Source organism: Collinsella sp. LCP19S3_C9 (assembly GCF_052121575.1).
GTDB lineage: Bacteria > Actinomycetota > Coriobacteriia > Coriobacteriales > Coriobacteriaceae > Collinsella.
In genome coordinates this window covers 80191-98170 of the sequence record NZ_JBQKDZ010000001.1, presented here as the reverse complement: position 1 = coordinate 98170, position 17980 = coordinate 80191, and the positions used below count along the sequence as shown (strand labels likewise).

At 61.8% G+C, this 17980-nt stretch carries 16 protein-coding genes; 1 reads left to right on the top strand and 15 read right to left on the bottom strand.

Annotated elements, in window-relative coordinates:
- Nucleotides 1-30: 30 nt before the first annotated feature.
- The 14 genes from yajC to tmk all read right to left on the bottom strand — a co-directional run bounded on the left by yajC (nt 31) and on the right by tmk (nt 13971).
- Nucleotides 31-312: a preprotein translocase subunit YajC gene (gene yajC, locus ACTQXI_RS00450; protein WP_022094612.1), complete on the bottom strand. Its 282-nt coding sequence runs from the start codon at nt 310-312 to the stop codon at nt 31-33.
- Entirely contained in the window at nt 312-755 is a 444-nt protein-coding gene (locus ACTQXI_RS00445) for a PTS fructose transporter subunit IIA (RefSeq protein WP_117743271.1), read from the bottom strand. The genes yajC and ACTQXI_RS00445 overlap by 1 nt, the downstream gene beginning before the upstream one ends.
- Before the next feature lie 646 nt (nt 756-1401).
- Nucleotides 1402-2487 (bottom strand): hypothetical protein, encoded by a 1086-nt coding sequence (locus tag ACTQXI_RS00440; RefSeq protein ID WP_441548119.1) that lies wholly within the window; start codon nt 2485-2487, stop codon nt 1402-1404.
- 126 nt (nt 2488-2613) lie between these two features.
- Nucleotides 2614-3699, bottom strand: coding sequence for an isocitrate/isopropylmalate dehydrogenase family protein (locus ACTQXI_RS00435; protein ID WP_441048697.1), 1086 nt, complete (start codon nt 3697-3699; stop codon nt 2614-2616).
- A 6-nt stretch (nt 3700-3705) separates the two neighbouring features.
- Entirely contained in the window at nt 3706-4404 is a 699-nt protein-coding gene (locus tag ACTQXI_RS00430) for a hypothetical protein (RefSeq protein WP_427718960.1), read from the bottom strand.
- A 15-nt stretch (nt 4405-4419) separates the two neighbouring features.
- Nucleotides 4420-4848 carry a hypothetical protein gene (locus tag ACTQXI_RS00425; protein WP_427728604.1) on the bottom strand — a complete coding sequence of 143 codons (429 nt, stop codon included), beginning with the start codon at nt 4846-4848 and terminating at the stop codon, nt 4420-4422.
- 5 nt (nt 4849-4853) lie between these two features.
- A complete protein-coding gene (locus ACTQXI_RS00420) occupies nt 4854-5933 on the bottom strand; it encodes an NAD(P)-binding domain-containing protein (RefSeq protein ID WP_427718955.1) in 1080 nt (359 codons plus the stop codon).
- A 98-nt stretch (nt 5934-6031) separates the two neighbouring features.
- Nucleotides 6032-6985 (bottom strand): DegV family protein, encoded by a 954-nt coding sequence (locus ACTQXI_RS00415; RefSeq protein ID WP_441048699.1) that lies wholly within the window; start codon nt 6983-6985, stop codon nt 6032-6034.
- An 80-nt stretch (nt 6986-7065) separates the two neighbouring features.
- Complete coding sequence (gene hpf / locus ACTQXI_RS00410) at nt 7066-7650, bottom strand: ribosome hibernation-promoting factor, HPF/YfiA family (protein ID WP_055285508.1); 585 nt, start codon at nt 7648-7650, stop codon at nt 7066-7068.
- Between the two features lie 317 nt (nt 7651-7967).
- A complete protein-coding gene (locus tag ACTQXI_RS00405) occupies nt 7968-8960 on the bottom strand; it encodes a substrate-binding periplasmic protein (RefSeq protein WP_441548138.1) in 993 nt (330 codons plus the stop codon).
- A gap of 604 nt (nt 8961-9564) precedes the next feature.
- Nucleotides 9565-10323, bottom strand: a complete 759-nt coding sequence (locus ACTQXI_RS00400) for a ComF family protein (protein ID WP_441048700.1) — start codon at nt 10321-10323, stop codon at nt 9565-9567.
- 150 nt (nt 10324-10473) lie between these two features.
- Nucleotides 10474-12168 (bottom strand): PSP1 domain-containing protein, encoded by a 1695-nt coding sequence (locus ACTQXI_RS00395; RefSeq protein ID WP_427718946.1) that lies wholly within the window; start codon nt 12166-12168, stop codon nt 10474-10476.
- The gene (locus tag ACTQXI_RS00390) at nt 12159-13286 is read right to left on the bottom strand and encodes a DNA polymerase III subunit (RefSeq protein ID WP_441048701.1); all 1128 of its coding nucleotides are present in this window, start codon (nt 13284-13286) and stop codon (nt 12159-12161) included. Before ACTQXI_RS00390 ends, ACTQXI_RS00395 begins: the two co-directional genes overlap by 10 nt.
- Before the next feature lies 1 nt (nt 13287).
- Nucleotides 13288-13971, bottom strand: coding sequence for a dTMP kinase (gene tmk, locus ACTQXI_RS00385; protein WP_427747986.1), 684 nt, complete (start codon nt 13969-13971; stop codon nt 13288-13290).
- Nucleotides 13972-14267: 296 nt separating this feature from the next.
- Between tmk and ACTQXI_RS00380 the strand changes: the two genes are divergently transcribed.
- Entirely contained in the window at nt 14268-15254 is a 987-nt protein-coding gene (locus ACTQXI_RS00380; protein ID WP_441048702.1) for a zinc-ribbon domain-containing protein, read from the top strand.
- 144 nt (nt 15255-15398) lie between these two features.
- Here the strand turns inward: ACTQXI_RS00380 and ACTQXI_RS00375 are convergent, their stop codons facing one another.
- Nucleotides 15399-17972 carry a DNA topoisomerase I gene (locus ACTQXI_RS00375; protein WP_441048703.1) on the bottom strand — a complete coding sequence of 858 codons (2574 nt, stop codon included), beginning with the start codon at nt 17970-17972 and terminating at the stop codon, nt 15399-15401.
- Nucleotides 17973-17980: the final 8 nt, after the last annotated feature.

The following is a 17980-nucleotide window of genomic DNA, read 5'->3' as shown; positions in this document are numbered from 1 at the left end:
CAGCTTCCTTTCGCTATTTGCTGACGACAGTTACTTGATCTCCTGAATCGCGTAACGCGAAACATCTACGACGGCTCCGGATCGGACCTTGATCTGGACCTTCTCGCCTTCGATGCCCTTGACGGTTCCGTAGATACCGCCGGCGAAAAGAACCTCCTGACCCGGCTTGAGCTCGGTGTGCAGCTCCTTGAAGTACTTCTGCTTCTTCTTCATGTTGATTTGCGACCAGATGGTGTAAATCAAGCCCATGATGACAAGCAGGCCTAAAAGAGCGACCGAGGAGCTCAGGACGTTGGCTCCGAAATCGGCCATTAGATGCCGTCCTCGTCGCCGAAGATATCCTCTTCGTCGGAGCCGGCAACGGATGCGACCGTCTGGGCGGTGATGCCCGTCTGGCCAACGGTCACTGCCTGCTCGCCAAGCTCGGCGAGCGTGGCATTGCCGCGGAGGAACAGAAGCTCAATAACCATGGGGAGGTTGGTGCCAGTCAGAACCTCGACGTTGTCGACATCCTGGGCAATCATCATCGACTGGTTAAACGGGGTGCCGCCAAGCAGGTCGGTAAAGACGAGCACGCCATCGCACTCCTCGCGCATGGCGGTAATAGCGGCGCGGAGATCCTCACCGTAGGAAGCAGCCTGGTCGCCCTCAAAAGGAACGACGGTAAAAGCAGGCTGGTCGCCGGCAACCATAGCGATAGCGCTTGCAAGGCCGGGTGCAAACTGTCCATGACCGGTAAGAATAAAGCCAACCATTCAAATTTCCCTTCCGAAGGTGTGTACGATCTGAGTCCGATGATTTTCGGAAGCCAGCGGGCGCTCGCCCTTAAAGCTTCTTAGAAAGCGTTCTTTGAAGACCAGTGGTTTCTCAACTGGTAGTAACCACGTGACGTGTTGTTGTCACTATATCACCCCAGAAGAGGTCGCTTTCGTTGATTCATACAGTAAAACGTTTTTGCACCGCTCACGGTGATATTTCGACCGTTTACCGGTCGTTAACACATCTACCTGCGGTTTTGAAACCGTTTCGAAATGTTTTGGCAAAAGATCGGATCTTTTCCCGTGTCTAAACAACGCAGGGCGGCTAAAAATAGCGTGTAGAAAAATTGCAGGTCATTGTGAAGATATGTGAATTGGTCTTTTTGACTTAATACCAGTCTGAACCAGTTTTGAGATTATCGGTGAACGGTCGTTTTCGACCGTTCACCGGTTACTTGCAATCGTTTGCAGTTGTTTTCCCAGATGAATTAGGGAGACCCGATGAAGCACGTGCGTGATCATTCAATCTGCCCTTTCCGTCTCAATAGATAGCCCTCCAACGCAAAAAGCCCCCTAGAACGATTTCCGTTCTAGGAGGCTTCATCAGATATTTCGGCTTCGTACTCGAAGGCTCAGGCAAACCCTACGCAAACAGGCCGTAGATGCTGATATTGGCCTTGGCGTAGAGGCCGTTGGCGTACTCGGTCCACTTGGAGCTGGCGCTCGAAGCCTGCGAAGAGTACTGCTGGTAGGCGGTGTAATAGGCGGTCATGGCCTGCTTATAGGTAGCGCTATCGGCCGTAAAGGCATCGTCGGCAAAAGCCTTAGCGTAGGTGCTATCGGCGTCCTTCCAGGTGCCCTTCTTGCTATCCCACTCGTCACCGGCAAGGTTGATGATGTAATCGGCGTAGTCCTTGCTCGCGGTGTCCTCGTTGCCGTCAGAAGGCTCGGTCGGAGCGATCGGCATGCTTGCGGAGCTATCGCCCACCTTCTTCTTGTAGAGCTTCTGCAGCGTTGCGGACTGGCGGACGATCTGCTTGGCCTGGTCCTTGGACACGCCATACTGCGTGGCCATGGTCTTGTAGTCCGAAGTGCCAATAGAATCCTCGACGTACTTCTTCATCTCCTTAGAAGAGACGGTGATGCCCTCGTCCTCGGCGGCGTCGAGCAGGATCTTGTTGCGCACGTAGGACAGGATAACGTCGGCAGAGGGAGCGGTGTAGTTGCCATCGCTATCCTTGACGGTATCAAGGCTGTACTGGCTCTCGATGGCCTCGCGCGCGGTGATGTCGCTCTTCTTGCCGTTGTAGCTGTAGCTTGCCACGGTCGAATCGAGCTGGTCCTCGGTGAGGGTCGCCGAGCCGACGCCCTTGCCGCCAAAACCACCGTTGCCGATAAAGAAGCCGACCACAGCAGCGATCACGATGGCGACCACAAAGGCGGCAATCATCGTCTTCTTGTGCTTGGATGCGCTGTCGTCCACGTCGGAGTCATCGTCCTCGTCCTGCTCCTCAGGCATGAGGTTCTCGTCGGCGGCATCCGCGGCAATCTGAGCCTCCAGGCGGGCGTCCTCCTCCTCGGCGGTCGTGCCGGCAGCAATGTGCTCGGCAGACGTACCGGCGACCAGGTCGATCTTCTCGTCCTCGTCACCGTCGGGGCCTTCGCCGCGCTCGATGATCTGGATGCCGTCGATCTCGTCCTTTTCGTCCTTCTTTTGAATCAGACCCATATCAGTTACTCCTTGTTAAGAAACATAGTCCTCAATAGAATACGCCCGACAGAGCGCCGGGCGTATTCATTCTCAGGTTATCCGCAAACGTATAAGTACCGTTTAGGCGTTTGAAGCCGTATCCCCTTAGGCAAGATGCGCGATAACGGCATCGGCAAAGGCCTGCGTGCCCACGGCGCCCTCAATGGAGCCGGTCTGGGCACGACGCACGTCACCGGTAACCTGCTCGCCCTCGTCGAGCGTGGCAGATACGGCGGCGCGAATACGATTGGCAGCGTCGTTCTCGCCCAGGTGATCGAGCATCATAGCCGCAGACAGAATCTCGGCCGTGGGATTAGCGATATCCTGACCAGCGATATCGGGCGCGGAGCCATGCGTGGCCTCAAAGATGGCACAGTCGGCTCCGATATTGGAGCCGGGGGCCATGCCAAGGCCGCCTACAAGACCGGCGCACAAGTCGCTGACAATGTCGCCATACAAATTGGGCAGGACCAGAACATCGAAGTCGTTGGGGTTCTGAACCAGACCCATGCAGGTGGCGTCGACGATCTTGTCGTTGAACTCGATATCGGGATAGTTGGCAGCCACCTCGCGAGCCACGCGCAGGAACAGGCCGTCAGTCGCCTTCATGATGTTGGCCTTATGCACGGCCGTCACCTTTTTGCGGCCGCAGCGGCGAGCATACTCAAAGGCGTACTCCACAATACGGCGGCTCTTGGCGATGGAGATGGGCTTGATCGAGATGGCGGAATCCGCGGCGAAGGTTTTCTGACCCGAGCGCTCGACAAGCTGTGAGAGCTCCTCGACCTCGGCAGCGCCCTCGTCGAACTCAATACCAGCGTAGAGGTCCTCGGTGTTCTCGCGCACGATAACCAGGTCGACACCGCGGAAGCGCGAGCCATCGCCCGGTTGCGACAGGCAGGGGCGCACGCAGGCGTACAGGTCGAAGTACTTACGCAGGGCAACGTTGACGCTGCGGAACCCCGTACCGACCGGCGTGGTGATGGGGCCCTTGATGGCAACTTTGGTCTGGGCGACGGCATCGAGCACATGCTGGGGCAGCGGCGTGCCAAACTCGTCCATGACGCCGGCACCGGCCTCCTGGACGTTCCAATTGATCTGGACACCGGCGGCCTCGACCACGCGGCGCATGGCCTGCGTAATCTCGGGACCGATACCGTCACCGGGAATCAGGACTACATCGTGCGCCATAATCTGTTACTCCTCGTCTTCGGCGTCGTCAGATTTTTTAACGCTAGCACGCTTCTTCTTTTTGGAGAGATCCAGGCCAAAACGTTTAACAAGCATTTCGCAAATCTCGCTCGAACGGGCCTTGAGATAGCTGCCCTTGCCGTTCTCGGCATCGAACTTAAGGCGCAGCGCAAGCTTCTCGGCGATCTCGGCATCGATCTCGCCTTTGCCAAACTCGTACAGGCAGCCGAGCATATCGCGATACTCGAGGTCACCGTGGTAGCACTGGATGGCCTCGTCCAGGATGGGCCAAGCCTCGCGCGAACGCTCGACGCTCGTGGCACCCCACACGCACAGCAGGCGGAAGGCGGCATAGCGCAGCGTGGAGGAAATCTCGTCAAACAGTGCGGTCTCGGCGCCCTCAAAGGCATCACCCAGCTGGTCGGGGCAGGTGGTGGCAAGCGCCGCCAGGGCATCGAGGGCCTCCCAGCGAGTCTGAGCCTCGGGCCGGTCGAGCGCCTCGATCAGCGCGGGCACGCAGGGCACGACGCGCTGCGGGTCGCGCTCGGCAAGCAGGTGCAGCACGCGGGCGGCAAACTGGCGGATACGGCGCGTGGGGCAGCCGAGCTCCTGGACCAAGCGGTCGACGGTGTTCTCGTTCTCCTCTGCCAGCTGAAGCTGTGCCAGCTCCTCGTCGGTGAGCTGTTCGTCTTTGTTTTCTGCCATAGTTACCTCTTCTTACTATTTCTTAGTGTGCCTGCCAGCACCCTTGCTGTCATCGGTGACCGAGATGAGCTGTCGGTCAGCCGCGCCATTGCGACGCGCGCGGCGGCGCTCCTCGGCGTCTCCTGCGTCGGCGGCGGCGCGGTGAGCCTGGTTGACGTTAAAGACCTCATCGTGCTTGCGCCACGGACCAACGGACTCGCCAAAGCTCATCTTAAGACCGGCGATAAAGCCGCCAAGCCAGCCGATCGGCGCAAACTGCACCAGCGGGAACAGCGAGAACACCCAGGTCAGCAGGACGACTGCCGCCGCTCCTGCAAAGTTGGCAATCCAGTAGTCGCGCTTGGTGACGACGCGCTTTTCGCACGCCCACTGGCCGCACAAAAAGCCAATGTAGATCGCAAAGAGAAAGAGCACTAGTGCAAGCACCACGAACGTCCAGCTCATGGGCGCTACTCCTCGTGATGGTGGCCGCAGCAGCACTCGTGGCCGTCGTCATGGCCGTGGCCGCCGCAGCACTCGTGGTCCTCGCCATGGTGGTGGCCACAACCGCACTCGTGGTCGTCGCCATGCTCGCCGCAACCACAGCCTTCCTCGTGAGCACCATGCTCCTCGGGACGATACTGCGACCAGTCCAGACCGGCGGCAATGGCGTCGGCCTCCTCCTTATAGAGGACATTGATGGCCTGGGTACCCAGCTTGGCACCACCGATGGCGTCGAGCATGTCATAGAGCGTAAAGGCCACGTCGGCGCCGGGCAGCGCAAGCTCGCGGTCGTCGGCATAGGCGAGCGCCAAGCGCAGGTCCTTGATGAAGTGCTCCACCATAAAACCGGGCTTGTAGTCGCCGTCGAGCGCCTTGGGCGCCAGGCTCTCCATGGCACCGGACTTGCCGGTGCCGCCCAGGATCATCTGACGGGTCTTCTCCATATCAAGGCCGCTCAGCTCGGCAAACGCCAACGCATCGGCCATGCCGACCATGCAGGCGCCCAGCGACACCTGGTTGGCGAGCTTGGCAGCCTGGCCCTTGCCGGCGCCATCGAAGCAGCAGATGGTTGCCGCAAAGGTGGAAAGGATATCGCGGACCGGGGCAATGTCGTTCTCGGTAGCGCCCACGATAGCCGTAAGCGTGCCGGCGATAGCACCCGACTCGCCGCCGGTGACGGGGCAGTCAAACGCCATGCGGCCGGAAACCTGGGCGGCCTCGGCAATGTCGCGCGCCAGCTCGGGCGAGCTCGTGGTGAGGTCGATCAGGACCGCACCGGGCTTAGTGCACGCGAGCAGACCGTCGCCCGCCAGGTAGAGCTCCTCGACCTCGGAGGGATAGCCCACCATGGTAAAGACGACGTCGGCGTTCGCCGCGGCATCTGCCGGCGTATCGGCCCAGACGGCACCGCGCTCAACAAGCGCTGCAGCCTTGGACTTGGTGCGGTTGTTGACCGTGACGGGATAGCCAGCGTCCAGAATGTGGCCGGCGATAGGGGCACCCATGATTCCGGTGCCGATAAATGCGACAGAGAGCTTGTTTGCCATGAAACCTTTCCTTTTGGGTTGGGTGTTATTACCAGGTTGAATACTCGTTGCCAGCGTTTGGGCTGTGAGTCGAGGGCGATTACGGACGCAGCGCTTGTCTACTGGCCGCGCACGCGGCGGGCGATGCGGTCGGAAAGCGACGCCTTGTCGGTGCGGTTCTTGCCCCAAAACGCGCAGGCCACCATGCCGGGGCCCACGTGCGAGCCGATGGTGGGGCCCACGGAGCTGCGAATGATCGTGACGTCGGCGCAGCCCTCCTCCTTGCGGATGGCGGTTTCGAGCCAGTCACCGTCCTTTTCGGCATCGGCCGTCATGATGGCGATGGGCATGGTGCGATCGGGCACGTAGTTCTCGCGGAACGACTTGAGGATGGACTTGAGCGCCTTCTTGCGGCCGCGGTTGACGCCGATCAGCGACAGCGAGCCGGCAAGGTCGTAGGAGAGCTCGGGCTTGACGTCGAGCTTTGCCGTGAGCTGCGCCGCCGCGGGCGGAATGCGGCCGCCGGCAGCCAGCGCATCGAAGCTCTCGAGCGTAAAGTAGCCGTGCACGTAGGTCTTGGCCTCGTTTGCCCAATCGACCAGCTGCTTGGCAGTCAGTCCCGCCGAACGCTGGCGCACGGCCTCAAGCGCCAGGAGCTCGCCGGTCGCGCAGGGCAGAGCGTTGTCGACCACGTAGAGCTCAAAGTTGGGATACTCGGCGCGCACGGCATCTGCCGCCTGGCACGCGGAGTTGTAGCTCGACGACAGCGCCGAGGTAAAGCACAGGTAAACCGTGGGCGTGCCCTCTTTGGCGCACTCGGTAAAGAACTCGATATAGCGACCGAGCGACACAGCCGAGGTGGACACGCGGGCACCGGCGCGCATACGGTCGTAGAACTCCTTAGGGCTCATGCTCGACCAGATGTCGTCCGTGCGCTCCTCGCCATCGATAATGAAAGGGAAGCCCAAGATATCGACATCGAGGTTCGCGGCGACCTCGGGGTTAAAGTCGCAGCAGGTATCGACGACGATACGGCAACGGTCCGAATGACCGGCGGATGCGGCCTTGTCCATCAAAGCGACTCCTTACGTAAAAAAGGCGGCCACCCGCATGGGATGGCCGCCAACCGTTAACTCATGCAAGTTAACGTATTTTACTCGTCAAGTGTTTCGATGCGGGGCTTGATGATGCCATATCCACCATTCTTACGGTGATACACCACATTGATGAGGCCAGTCGTCGCGTTCTCGAACACGTAGAAGTCGTGGCCGAGCAGATCGGTCTGCACCAGCGCCTGCTCCTCAGTCATCGGGGTGACATCGATGACCTTCTCGCGGACGAGCAGGTCGTCGTCCTCCTCGGGCAGCAGCAGGTCGGCCAGATCCTCGACGCGCTCGACCGGTGCGACATCCGCGGCGCTGGCACCGCCCTGGCGGTTGTCCACAACCTTGGTCTTGAACTTGCGCAGCTGGCGGGTGACCTTATCGGCGGAGAGATCGATGGCGGCATACATATCTGCGCCGTGCTCGGCGACGCGAATCACAGAGCCGCGGGCACGAACCGTGACCTCGACGATTGCCGGGTTGGGGTTCGAGGGGTTCTTCTCATAACGAAGCACGACGTCGACTGTCATGGGCTCGATATCGAAAACCTTGAGCGCCTCGCCGATCTTCTCGTCCACATGCGCACGCAGAGCATCGGTTACCGTCGTCTTGCGTCCAGAAACCTTGATATCCATACGTGGCTCCAATCTGCCTCGGGGACTTACTGTACTGGCTATGTACCCATTGCCGTGCATTTAATCACCCGAATTCCCAAAGGCCCGAATAACGACTGCTTGATACCGCATACCGAAGTCTCGCACTTTTCCGCGGCAAAGTGCGCTATATGAGGGCGTCGGCGGAGTTGGTTTTTCTCCTGGAAATTGCCCTTGAGCTGCTGGTTTTATCAAAATTGAAAAGCCGGGCTCCCCTATGGGGGAGACCCGGCCATGCGTGTTGAAACCGTGAAGAAGCGCCGCGTTCAATGTATGGCAGGCGCCACCCCTACCAATAACTAGCTATTGAGCTTGTTGATGTCATCGTCGGTGATGGCGCCCTCCTGGCTAGACGACGGGCTGTCGCCGTTGTTATCGGAGGTGTCGCCATCGGAGGACTCGGTCTCGTTGGACGTAGATTCGGATGCCTGCACATTGGCCCCCGAAACAGTCTTGGCGGTAAGGTCATAGGGCATTTGGCCGTACCAGACGCAGTGGACCGCCTCGAGCGTGCCGTCGACCGTGATGTCGTCGAGGGCATCGCTCACGGCACGGCACAGCTCATCGTTAGAGCTAAGGCCTGCGACGCCAAGCGTGGAGGGCGTCTCGAGCGTGCCGACACAGGAGATCTGGCTCATCAGGCGCGCGAGGTAACCACCGGCCGTGGAATCACAGATCACGTAATCGACCTCGCCCGACTCGAGTGCCTCGAAGCACTCGTTGATGTTGGAGAAGGTCTTTTGGTTGGCTGTGATGCCCTGCTTGGCGAGCGCTTCCTGCGAGGCCGAGAAGGTCTGAACGCCCAGAGTAGCGGTGTTAAGCGTTTCGGTGGAAACGCTCGGCGACTCGCCGTCACTGCTCTTGCCGAATACGGCGGGGGCGTCGTACAGACAGGTGCCAAGCGAGCTGATATCGCCGTCCGTAGAGCTGACGTCGCCAATGAAGATATCGGCCTTTTTATCGCTGAGCGCGGAATCGGCCGAGGACGCATCGACAAAGGCGACCTTGAGACCCATGCGGCATGCGAGGGCACGAGCGGCATCGACCGCATAGCCCGTCAGGTTTCCGTCGGCATCCTGCATGGCTTGCGGGGCATCGGAAGTATCGAGGGCGACCGTCAGGGTTCCCGGCGTGACCAGGGCATCGTCCGATACCGTGGGGGTAACGGTCTCGCGCTCGATCTGGTCGATCGTGGGCGTCGTGAACGTGGACAGTGGATTGAACGCGCATCCACTCAGGCCCAAAACGGCAATGACCGCCGCGGTCCCAGCACCCAACCGAGCTGCATGCATCAAGCTGCCCCTCACCATGTCCGCTACCCTGCCTTCTGTGTCGTATACGATCCGTGCCCTGCACGGAATATCGGGTTGTTCCCACCAGCTGACCTGGTATTTGACCCCACACTTGCGCACCGGGGCGTTTGCTCGGGAGGCCGCAGCCACCTTCACGACTGGCCCGCTCGCCCGCGAGGCGGTATTGCCCCAAAGAAAGTAGAACGGACGGTACGGCTTACATCTAGGACGCGCCATGATCGCGCCGCGCGCACGCGGTCGCTTACGTGGATCCCTTTGACCGCGTCTGTCTTGGACTTGGATGGGCGCATTGCCCGTCCGCAACCACAGCCTGGCGGGAACGTAGCGCATTATAACTAAGTTCAAGCTAAAGTTTAAGGTTAGGTCGTCATTCGCACCGCGAGTACAGATTTCGCAGGTCGAGGCGGGCAGCACACGGCGCTCTTCATCGGGACGGAAGTCCCTCCAACTGATGTGACCCATTTGCCGGCGCTCGGCGCGCATCATGTGTAGCGCCGAGGCGCCGGTCAGGATTACAGAGGCTGCCAGTTGCTCGCCTGTCGGCTCGACGCGCCGCGCAATCTTCACTGCCACAAAACCACCCCTACCAAACGCGTGCGATAGCGAGGCCATCGACGGCTTTGGCGCCGGCGCGCTTAAGCTCCGCCGAGGCCGCTGCCATTGTTGCGCCCGTGGTAATGACATCGTCGATGAGCAGCAGACGACAGCCACGTACATCCTCGACCGTCTCGTACATGTCCCGGGCATGTTCCCGGCGCTCGGCGCGACCGAGTTCGCGCTGGTCGCCATGACCGTATTTGACCAAGGCGTCCAGCAATGGCACGCCCGAAAGATCGCAAAACGAGCGAGCGATTGCTTCCATGTGATCAAATCCACGCCGCCGAAACGCCGCCGCAGTCGCGGGAACAAATACCACCGCGTCGACACCGGACAGCACGCCGCCGTAACGGTCGGGGGCTGCTACCTGGGCATGCAAGGCGGTGTCGTAGAGCAGCTCTGCCAGATACGGTGCCAGACGGCGCTCGCCCGCATCCTTGTATGCCTTGATGATGCGCGGCAACGGATGTGCATAGACAGCGCACGCCAGGCAGCGATCGAGGGCCTTAGCCACCGCCGAAGACGCACCCTCGACCGAGCACTCGGTACACAGCAGGTCTCCAAACGGAGCGCCACACCTCGTGCAGCTGTGGCGCGGATCGACAAGCGTGAGCGACGCCAGGCACTCCCGACAAATAAGCGCACCGGCACGCTCGCAACCGGCGCATCGCGTGGGCGAAAGAACCTCGAGTGCCTCATGCGCCGCGCGCTCGGCAAACGGTAGCAATTCATCCGCTAACGGCAAGATGCCGGCACTCCGTAAGCGGCTCAAACCATTCAGATAGTTATTTATGACAAAACCCTCCCTACGCTTGGGCGAAGGGAGGGCTGTCGATTCAGTGCCATGATACCCCGTTGCACTTGGGGTCAGACAAGTCGAATCCGCTTGCGGGCGCTATTCGCCGGCAGGCGGTTGCGGTGCGGACGAGGTGTGGGTCGAGCCTTCGCCACCATCCTGGCGCGGCTTGCGGGAACGGCGACGGCGGCGGCGCTTCTGACTCTGGTCGGCCGAACCCTCGCCACTGCGATCCTCACGCGGTTCGCGCTCGTCGCGAGCACCGCCGCGCGAAGCCTTGGCGGCAGCTCCTCCGCCATCGCCGGGGCGACGGCGCGTGACCTTGACTTCACCATCCGAAACCTGATCGGCCACAGAAGGAACCGAGGGTTTCTGCTGCGTGCCCGAGGAATGGCGACGGCGCGGACGCGGCGCGCGCTCCTCCTCGCCACGTGGCCTGCCAGCCTTGTCGGCAGGCGCGTCGGAGGCCGAGGCGCCCTTGGGAGCGGCACCGGCCTCGCGAGCGGCTGCGGCGCGGAAGGCGTCCTCGCGCTCCTCGCTCGACAGGTGGCGGCGACGACGGCGCGTGGGGTTCATGCCGCCGCCGCGGTTTTGCTGCTGGGGCTGCTGAGCCTCGCGCTCGCGAGAGGCGTTCTTGCCCGCGGTCTCGCCGTTGTCGACGGACGCCGCGCGCTTGCGGCGACGACGGCCGCCGGCCGCCTCCTCGGCCTCGGAAGCCTCGGCCTTGCCGCGGCCCTTTCCGCGGCCACGACCCTCGCCCTGGCCCTGACCGGCACAAGCATCGGATTCGGCATCGCGACGACGGCGCTTGGGCATCGACGTGCCGGCCAGACGGTCGGCACTCGACAGGCCATCGCCCACGTCGACGCCGTTCTCGCGATCGAGCTCCATGAGCGCCAGGCGCATCTCGGGCGACTCGATACGCTCGAGCACATCGCGCGTCACGCAGTCGGGGCGGCAGCTGCAGCCCTGCTCGGCGGCCTTCTTTTTGCAGCCCTCCGAGCACGTCATATCGGCCAAGTTGACCTTAAAGACTTTACCGTTCTCCAGGCGCAGCACCAGCTGCTCACGCGGCGTGTCATATTCCTGGATACGCGCCTTGCCGAGCGGCGTATCGATGAGCGTCTTCTTTTTGGGCGCACGGCTCTTAAAGTCCTTGTACGCCTCGAACTCATAGCGCAGGCAGCACATCAGGCGGCCGCACACGCCGCTGATCTTAGACGAATTGAGCGGCAGGTCCTGCTCTTTTGCCATGCGAATCGAGACGGGCTCAAACTGTCCGCCAAAGCGCGTGCAGCAGAGCTCCTGTCCGCATTGGGCATAGCCGCCCACCAAGCGAGTCTCGTCGCGCACGCCAATCTGGCGCATGTCAACGCGAATGTGCAGCGTCGAGGATAGGTCCTTGACGAGCTGACGAAAATCGACGCGCTCCTCGGCCGCAAAGTAGAACACGGCTTTCTCGCCGCCAAACAGGTATTCGACACCCACCGGCTTCATCTCGAGGTCGAGATCTTTGACCAGACGGCGGAAATCGACCATGGCCTCATCGCCCTGGATGGCCAGGTCGTCGGCAAGCTGCAGGTCGATATCGCTCGCCACACGCAGCACGGGCTTGAGCGGCTGACCGATCTCGTCTTGCGGCACCTCGAAGGGATCGGCCGTGACCAGGCCGATCTCGGTTCCGCGCTCGGTGGAGCAAATGGCATAATCGGCCTCGAGGATATCCAGATCCTGCGGGTCAAACCACAGGTCGCGCGAGGCGTAGGTAAACTTAACGGGTACGACTAACGGCATTTCAGTGCCTTCCTGATATCGAACAGCATGACCTCGATGGCCAGCTGGGGAGTAACGTTTCTGGCAATGTTGCGCTCGGCGGTCGCGACCGCCTCGAGCGCCCGGGTGGCACCCGCAACATTCGTCGCGGCGGCAAGCCGCCCGATCGTGTCGCGCACATCCTCGTTCACAATGTCTGCCGCCTCATCCTGAAGCGTCAGCAGCACGTCGCGCATGAGCGTCCGCGCGCTCGCCAGCGCTTCCATGATACCCGAACGCTCGCGCGCATTGAGTTCGCGCTTGTTGCGGTCCTCAAGCTGCTTCAATGCTCCACGCGACAGATAATCGGCGTTTTGCTCGAGCACCTTTTCCTGCGTGGACTTGACCTCGGCGAGCGGAGCCTTAACGGCGACGATGAGCGACTTGGCGCGGCTGAGTACATCGGCCTCGTCGGCGGCGATGAGCGAATCGATGGCGCGGATCATCTGGCGGCGAGCATCCTGGCGCTCGGCGCTCTTAAGGAACTCGATGCCGCGCGTGGGGCTCCCCGCCACGGCGACCGCCATGCGACAGCGTGCGAGATCCTGGCCCGTCGCGCGGCTCACGGCCTTCGTGGCCACGGCGGGCGACACCAGCCGAAACGGCACGCACTGGCAGCGGCTCACGATGGTGGGCAACATCACGTCTGCCGAGGTGCCCAGCAAGATAAACATAACGCCCTCGGGCGGCTCCTCGAGCGTCTTGAGCAGTGCGTTGGCGGTGTTGGCGCGCAGCTGCTCGGCACGGTCGATGATGTAGACCTTGGCCTTGGCACGGATGGGCGCCAGCGGCACGTCGTCGAGCAGCTCGCGGGTCTGGGCGATGAGGTAGCCCGTAGCGCTCTCGGGCGTGTAATAGTGCACGTCGGGGTGCGTATGGCGGGCGACACGCACACAGCTATCGCATGAGCCGCAGCCGTCCTGCTCGCACAGGAAGGCTTGGGCGAGCGCCCAGGCGGCATCGAGCTTGCCGGCACCGGGAGCGCCCAAAAACAGGTAGGCGTGCGATGCGCGGCCGCTGGCGACGGCGTTGGTCAAAAAATCGCGTACGCGCTCTTGGGTGTCGAGCTTGGCCAGCAGGCTTGTCTGAGCGGGGGCCATGTTACTCGGCCTCCTGGGCAAGCGTGGCGGTGACGGCGTCCTGGGAAATGTCGAGACCGTACGCACGAACCTGCTCGACCGTCTGCGCGAAGACGTCCTCGATGGAAGCGGTGGCGTCGATGAGCTTCACGCGATCTGGTTCCTCGGCGGCAATGGCACTAAATCCCTGGTAAACGCGCTCCTGGAACGCCATGCCCTTGGCCTCCATGCGGTCGACCGCACCACGGGCGGACATGCGCAGCGCCGCCTGCTCGGGCGTGATGTGATAGACGAGCGTGAGCGCCGGGTGCGTCCCCGCGACAGCAAGGTTGTTGGCGTCGCGTACCATCTGGCGATCGAGGCCGTCGGCAAACGCCTGGTAGCAGGTCGTGGAATCATAGAAGCGGTCACACAGGACCACCTTGCCGGCCGCAAGGGCGGGAGCTATGACCTCGTGCACCAGCTGGGCACGTGCGGCCTCGTAGAGCAGCAGCTCGCAGGTATCCCCCATCGCCGTATTGGCGGGGTCGAGCAGCAGGGCACGGATCTTTTCACTAATGGCGGTACCACCCGGCTCACGCAGGGTCACGACCTGGTAGCCAGCGAGCTCGAGCGCACGGGCCAGCAGGCGCGCCTGCGTGGACTTACCGGCACCATCGACGCCCTCGAGCGTGATAAAGCTATGTTGAGCGGGCTCAAAAGCCATGGGCGCAGTCCCTTCCTACAAGGCGCGTAAATGCAGATATATCAACCAAATCATGATACCCCAGGGGCAGGCGCACCCCAAATCCAACCTAGTCATTGGGGACGTTCTTAATTGACTGGTCGTTTAAGAACGTCCCCAATGACTAAAGGCGCCTTTCCAAAGTTGCGGTGAAATAGGGACTGACTGAACCTCTAAGACCGCCAAACAGTCCCTATTTCACCGCAACTTATGATGGGGAATTTTGGATGCTTGGTATAATCGTCGTATGGCATTGAAATGTGGCGAAAGGAGTGGCAATGTCTCGGTATTGCGCCTCGTGCGGCAAGCTTCTTGCAGATAATGCCAAGTTCTGCACCTCGTGCGGTGCACCCGTTGAGCAAACAGCCGCGAGCGATAGCCAGCCCGCTTTTGAGCAGACCGGGCCCCTTGATACGCCGCAAGCCAAGGCGGACGATCCCCTCGCTTATCGCCCCGACCCCGCCGCAAGCCCCGCGGCCGTCGAGACCACGCAGTGCATACCCGTCGCGAGCGGCTCGCCCCAACAGCAGCCGGCTCCCGCATACGCGCCTGCTTCGCCACAGACCCCCGCTCCCAAAAAGAGCGGCACCGGGGCGCTTGTCGCCGTTATCGTTGCGCTGGTGGCAATCATCATCGCCCTGGTCATCTTCTTTGTGATCAAACCGTTCGACAACTCCGCCACGCAGACGACTGCCGAGGTTACCAAGCTGCACCACGATGTTGACGATGATGACCTCAAGTCTCTCGGCGACCCCAATAGCCTTTACGACGATGACGATGACGACGAGGACGAGGCTGGCGGCGAAGCAACCCTCTCCGAGCAGAACCTCTACCGTCGCCTGAGCGAATACTACGACCTGCTCGAGGACCTCGATAGCCAGGTCCGCGCCTGCGCGCAGGCCTTCAATGGTAGCTATCTGGAAGAAGATCGCACCACCCGCCAAAATCTCGCCGACGTCGCCGAGCGCACGGAGGAGACCATCGAGCAGTATTACGATATCGTCGAGGACCTGGACGTCCCCATGAGCTCCAAGAACTACAACTCCTGGAAAGACATCATTGCCCTGTATGACGACCTTGATCACCGCATCGACGCGATCTGCGATGCCTGGGAGATCAGCCTAAAGTACGCAAAGCCCTCGGACCATAAGGACGAAATCGTGGCGCCGCTGGCACGCGACAACGAGCCGGGAACCAGCAGCAACAAGTATCGCTTGGACTTTGAGGACCGCTATCCCAGCGCCAAACCCGTCGAGGTGAACTAGCGTTTTGTCGTTCCCGAGCTGGCAGTTAGGGACGTTCCTAAACTGCCGGCAGAAAAGGAACGTCCCCAACTGCCGAACAAAAAACGGGCGAGGATCATGGGACCCTCGCCCGTTTTTGTTTTGGGCAATGTTTCGGCTGCGCCGCTACTTGCTGGCGGCCGCCTTCTTTGTGGTCGTCTTTTTCGCGGCAGCCTTCTTGGCAGTCGTCTTTTTCGCCGTGGTCTTCTTCGCCGTACTCGCCTTGGTCGTGGTCTTGCGGCCGCGGGCGGGCTTCTTTTCCTTGGTCGGGCAGCCCATGTTGACGCAGATGCGCCACGGACCGCGCGCCGTGTTGACCACCACGATGGGAGCGCCGCACTCGGGACAGGTCTCGCCCGTCGCCTCGAGTTTGCCACGCGCCGGCAGCGGATAGCTCACGCCGCAGTCATCGTAGTTGGTGCAGCGGATAAAGCGCTTGCCGCTCTTCTCGCTCTTGTGCGCAATCAGGTCGCCATGGCGTCCGGCCTCGGCGCACACCTTGCACTCGCCCACCTTAAGGTCGGGCTCGTAATTGGTGGGACACGTGGGGTTCACGCAGATCTCGAAAGCCTTCTGGCGGAACGGCTGACACTTAATGCGCGGTGCGCCGCATTCGGGACACACGGCGGCCTCGCCCTCGAGCGGGCTCACCTTGACGCCGCTCGGCACCGGATAGGTCACGTCGCAGTCGGGCCAGCCCATGCAGCCGATAAAGCTGCCGCGGGTCTTGGCGCTCGTCTTCATGACCAGATCCTTGCCGCACTTGGGGCAGGCGCCCACGCGCGCATCGGCCGTGACGGCGTCGCTAATGGCGTCGCCCAGCTCCTGCGTGTGCTTGAGCAGCTCGTCGAGCACGCCGGCCAGCAGCGCGCGCGAGTGCGTCACGACATGCTCTTCGGTGTCCTCGCCGCGCTCCACGCGGGTCATGTCGCCGTCGAGCTCGCTGGTCATATCGGGGCTCGTGATGCGCGGGGCAAACTGCGTCAGCGCGTCGATGATGGCGATGCCCAGCTGGCTCGGCTCAACGGGATCGTTTTTGAGGTAGCGCACGGCGTACAGGCGCTCGATAATGCTCGCGCGCGTGGACTTGGTACCCAGGCCGCGCTTCTCCATCTCCTGCACGAGCTTGCCCTGGCTGTAGCGCGCGGGCGGCTCGGTCTGCTTGGCCTCGAGCTTAATGTCGAATACGTCGACCGTGTCGCCCTGCTCCAGCGGCGGCATCTGCTCGTCGCGCTTGAGTCCGTACGGGTATACCTCGCGGAAACCCGGGGTCACGAGCACGTCGCCCGAAGCCACGAACGGCTCGCCGTTCACGTCGAGCTCGAGCTTGGTGTTCTCGATGGTGGCGGGGCCCATAAGCGTCGCCAGGAAGCGACGGGCGATGAGGTCGTAGAGCTTGCGCTGGCCGCCGTCGAGCGTGGACGGATCGCCCTCGCCCGTGGGGTAGATAGGCGGGTGGTCGGTGGTCTCGACCTTGCCGCGCGTGGGCTTCATGGGACCGGCGAGCACCTTTTTGCATACGGGCGCCAGCGCCGGGTTGATCTTTGCCAGATCGCTCACCACGGCGCCCAGATCGAGCGTCGCAGGGTACACGGTGTTATCGACGCGCGGATAGCTGATAAGACCCGCCATGTAGAGGGACTCGGCGATGCGCATGGTGCGTGCGGGCGAGATGCCCTCGGCCGCAGCGGCAGCCTGCAGCGAGGTGGTCGCAAACGGCGTGGGCGGCTGCTGCTTGCGCGAGCGCTTGGTCACCGCGGCAACGGTTGCCGTCGCAACGCCGTCGACATGGCCGTACGCCATCTCGGCAGCATCCTTGTCGGTAAAACGCGCCGTCTTGTGCGCGATCTTAAAGCGGTCGTCCTCGGCAGCAGCCTGCGCGGCAGCCATGCCGCGGATTTGCCAGTAGTCCTCGGGCACAAACGCCATGCGCTCGCGCTCGCGCTCGACCACCAAGGCGAGCGTCGGGGTCTGCACGCGGCCGGCAGAACGCACGTTGCCAAAGCCGCCAAACTTGGCGAGCGTCAGGTAGCGCGTGAGCACCGCACCCCAAATGAGGTCGATGTGCTGACGACTCTCGCCGGCATCGGCCAGGTTCTGGTCGAGCGAGACGAGGTTATCAAAGGCCTGCGTGATCTCGGCCTTGGTAAACGAAGAATACTGGGCGCGGGCAACCGGCAAGTCGGGCGCAACCTCGCGCACCTTGTTGAGGGCGTCCGAACCAATCAGCTCGCCCTCGCGATCGAAGTCCGTGGCGATGATGACGCTGTCGGACTTCTTGGCAAGGTTCTTGAGCGAGCGAATGAGTTCTTTCTCGGCCGGCAGCTTGATAACGGGCGCCCAGGTAAGGTAGGGCAGGCTCTCGAGCTTCCAGCCTTTGATGGAGATACCGTCGGCAAGGAACGGTTTGCGCTTGGTGTCATAGGGCGGACGCGCCAGGCCATCGGGTATGTCGGCCGGCAGCATCTCGCCGTCCTCGGTGACCGAATACCAACCCAGCTTTTTATCGAACAGCACGCTGTCGCAAAAATCGGGCGCAAGGATGTGACCGGCAAGGCCGATTGTCACGCACTCCTCGCCCTTCCACTCAAAACGGTAGATGGCGGTGTTGTACACCTTGTCCTTTTTGGGCTTGCCCGTGGAAAGACGCTCGGCGATCTGACGCGCGGCGTCGTTTTTCTCGGCGATGATGAGCTTCAAAAGAGGCT

What these genes read in the sequence shown, in the direction of transcription:
- tmk (WP_427747986.1), bottom strand. Translation starts at nt 13,971, where the DNA reads ATGGCTTTTGAGCCCGCTCAACATAGCTTTATCACGCTCGAGGGCGTC.
- ACTQXI_RS00395 (WP_427718946.1), bottom strand. Translation starts at nt 12,168, where the DNA reads ATGCCGTTAGTCGTACCCGTTAAGTTTACCTACGCCTCGCGCGACCTG.
- ACTQXI_RS00380 (WP_441048702.1), top strand. Translation starts at nt 14,268, where the DNA reads ATGTCTCGGTATTGCGCCTCGTGCGGCAAGCTTCTTGCAGATAATGCC.
- ACTQXI_RS00390 (WP_441048701.1), bottom strand. Translation starts at nt 13,286, where the DNA reads ATGGCCCCCGCTCAGACAAGCCTGCTGGCCAAGCTCGACACCCAAGAG.
- ACTQXI_RS00440 (WP_441548119.1), bottom strand. Translation starts at nt 2,487, where the DNA reads ATGGGTCTGATTCAAAAGAAGGACGAAAAGGACGAGATCGACGGCATC.
- yajC (WP_022094612.1), bottom strand. Translation starts at nt 312, where the DNA reads ATGGCCGATTTCGGAGCCAACGTCCTGAGCTCCTCGGTCGCTCTTTTA.
- ACTQXI_RS00405 (WP_441548138.1), bottom strand. Translation starts at nt 8,960, where the DNA reads ATGCATGCAGCTCGGTTGGGTGCTGGGACCGCGGCGGTCATTGCCGTT.
- ACTQXI_RS00445 (WP_117743271.1), bottom strand. Translation starts at nt 755, where the DNA reads ATGGTTGGCTTTATTCTTACCGGTCATGGACAGTTTGCACCCGGCCTT.
- ACTQXI_RS00430 (WP_427718960.1), bottom strand. Translation starts at nt 4,404, where the DNA reads ATGGCAGAAAACAAAGACGAACAGCTCACCGACGAGGAGCTGGCACAG.
- ACTQXI_RS00415 (WP_441048699.1), bottom strand. Translation starts at nt 6,985, where the DNA reads ATGGACAAGGCCGCATCCGCCGGTCATTCGGACCGTTGCCGTATCGTC.
- ACTQXI_RS00425 (WP_427728604.1), bottom strand. Translation starts at nt 4,848, where the DNA reads ATGAGCTGGACGTTCGTGGTGCTTGCACTAGTGCTCTTTCTCTTTGCG.
- ACTQXI_RS00420 (WP_427718955.1), bottom strand. Translation starts at nt 5,933, where the DNA reads ATGGCAAACAAGCTCTCTGTCGCATTTATCGGCACCGGAATCATGGGT.
- hpf (WP_055285508.1), bottom strand. Translation starts at nt 7,650, where the DNA reads ATGGATATCAAGGTTTCTGGACGCAAGACGACGGTAACCGATGCTCTG.
- ACTQXI_RS00435 (WP_441048697.1), bottom strand. Translation starts at nt 3,699, where the DNA reads ATGGCGCACGATGTAGTCCTGATTCCCGGTGACGGTATCGGTCCCGAG.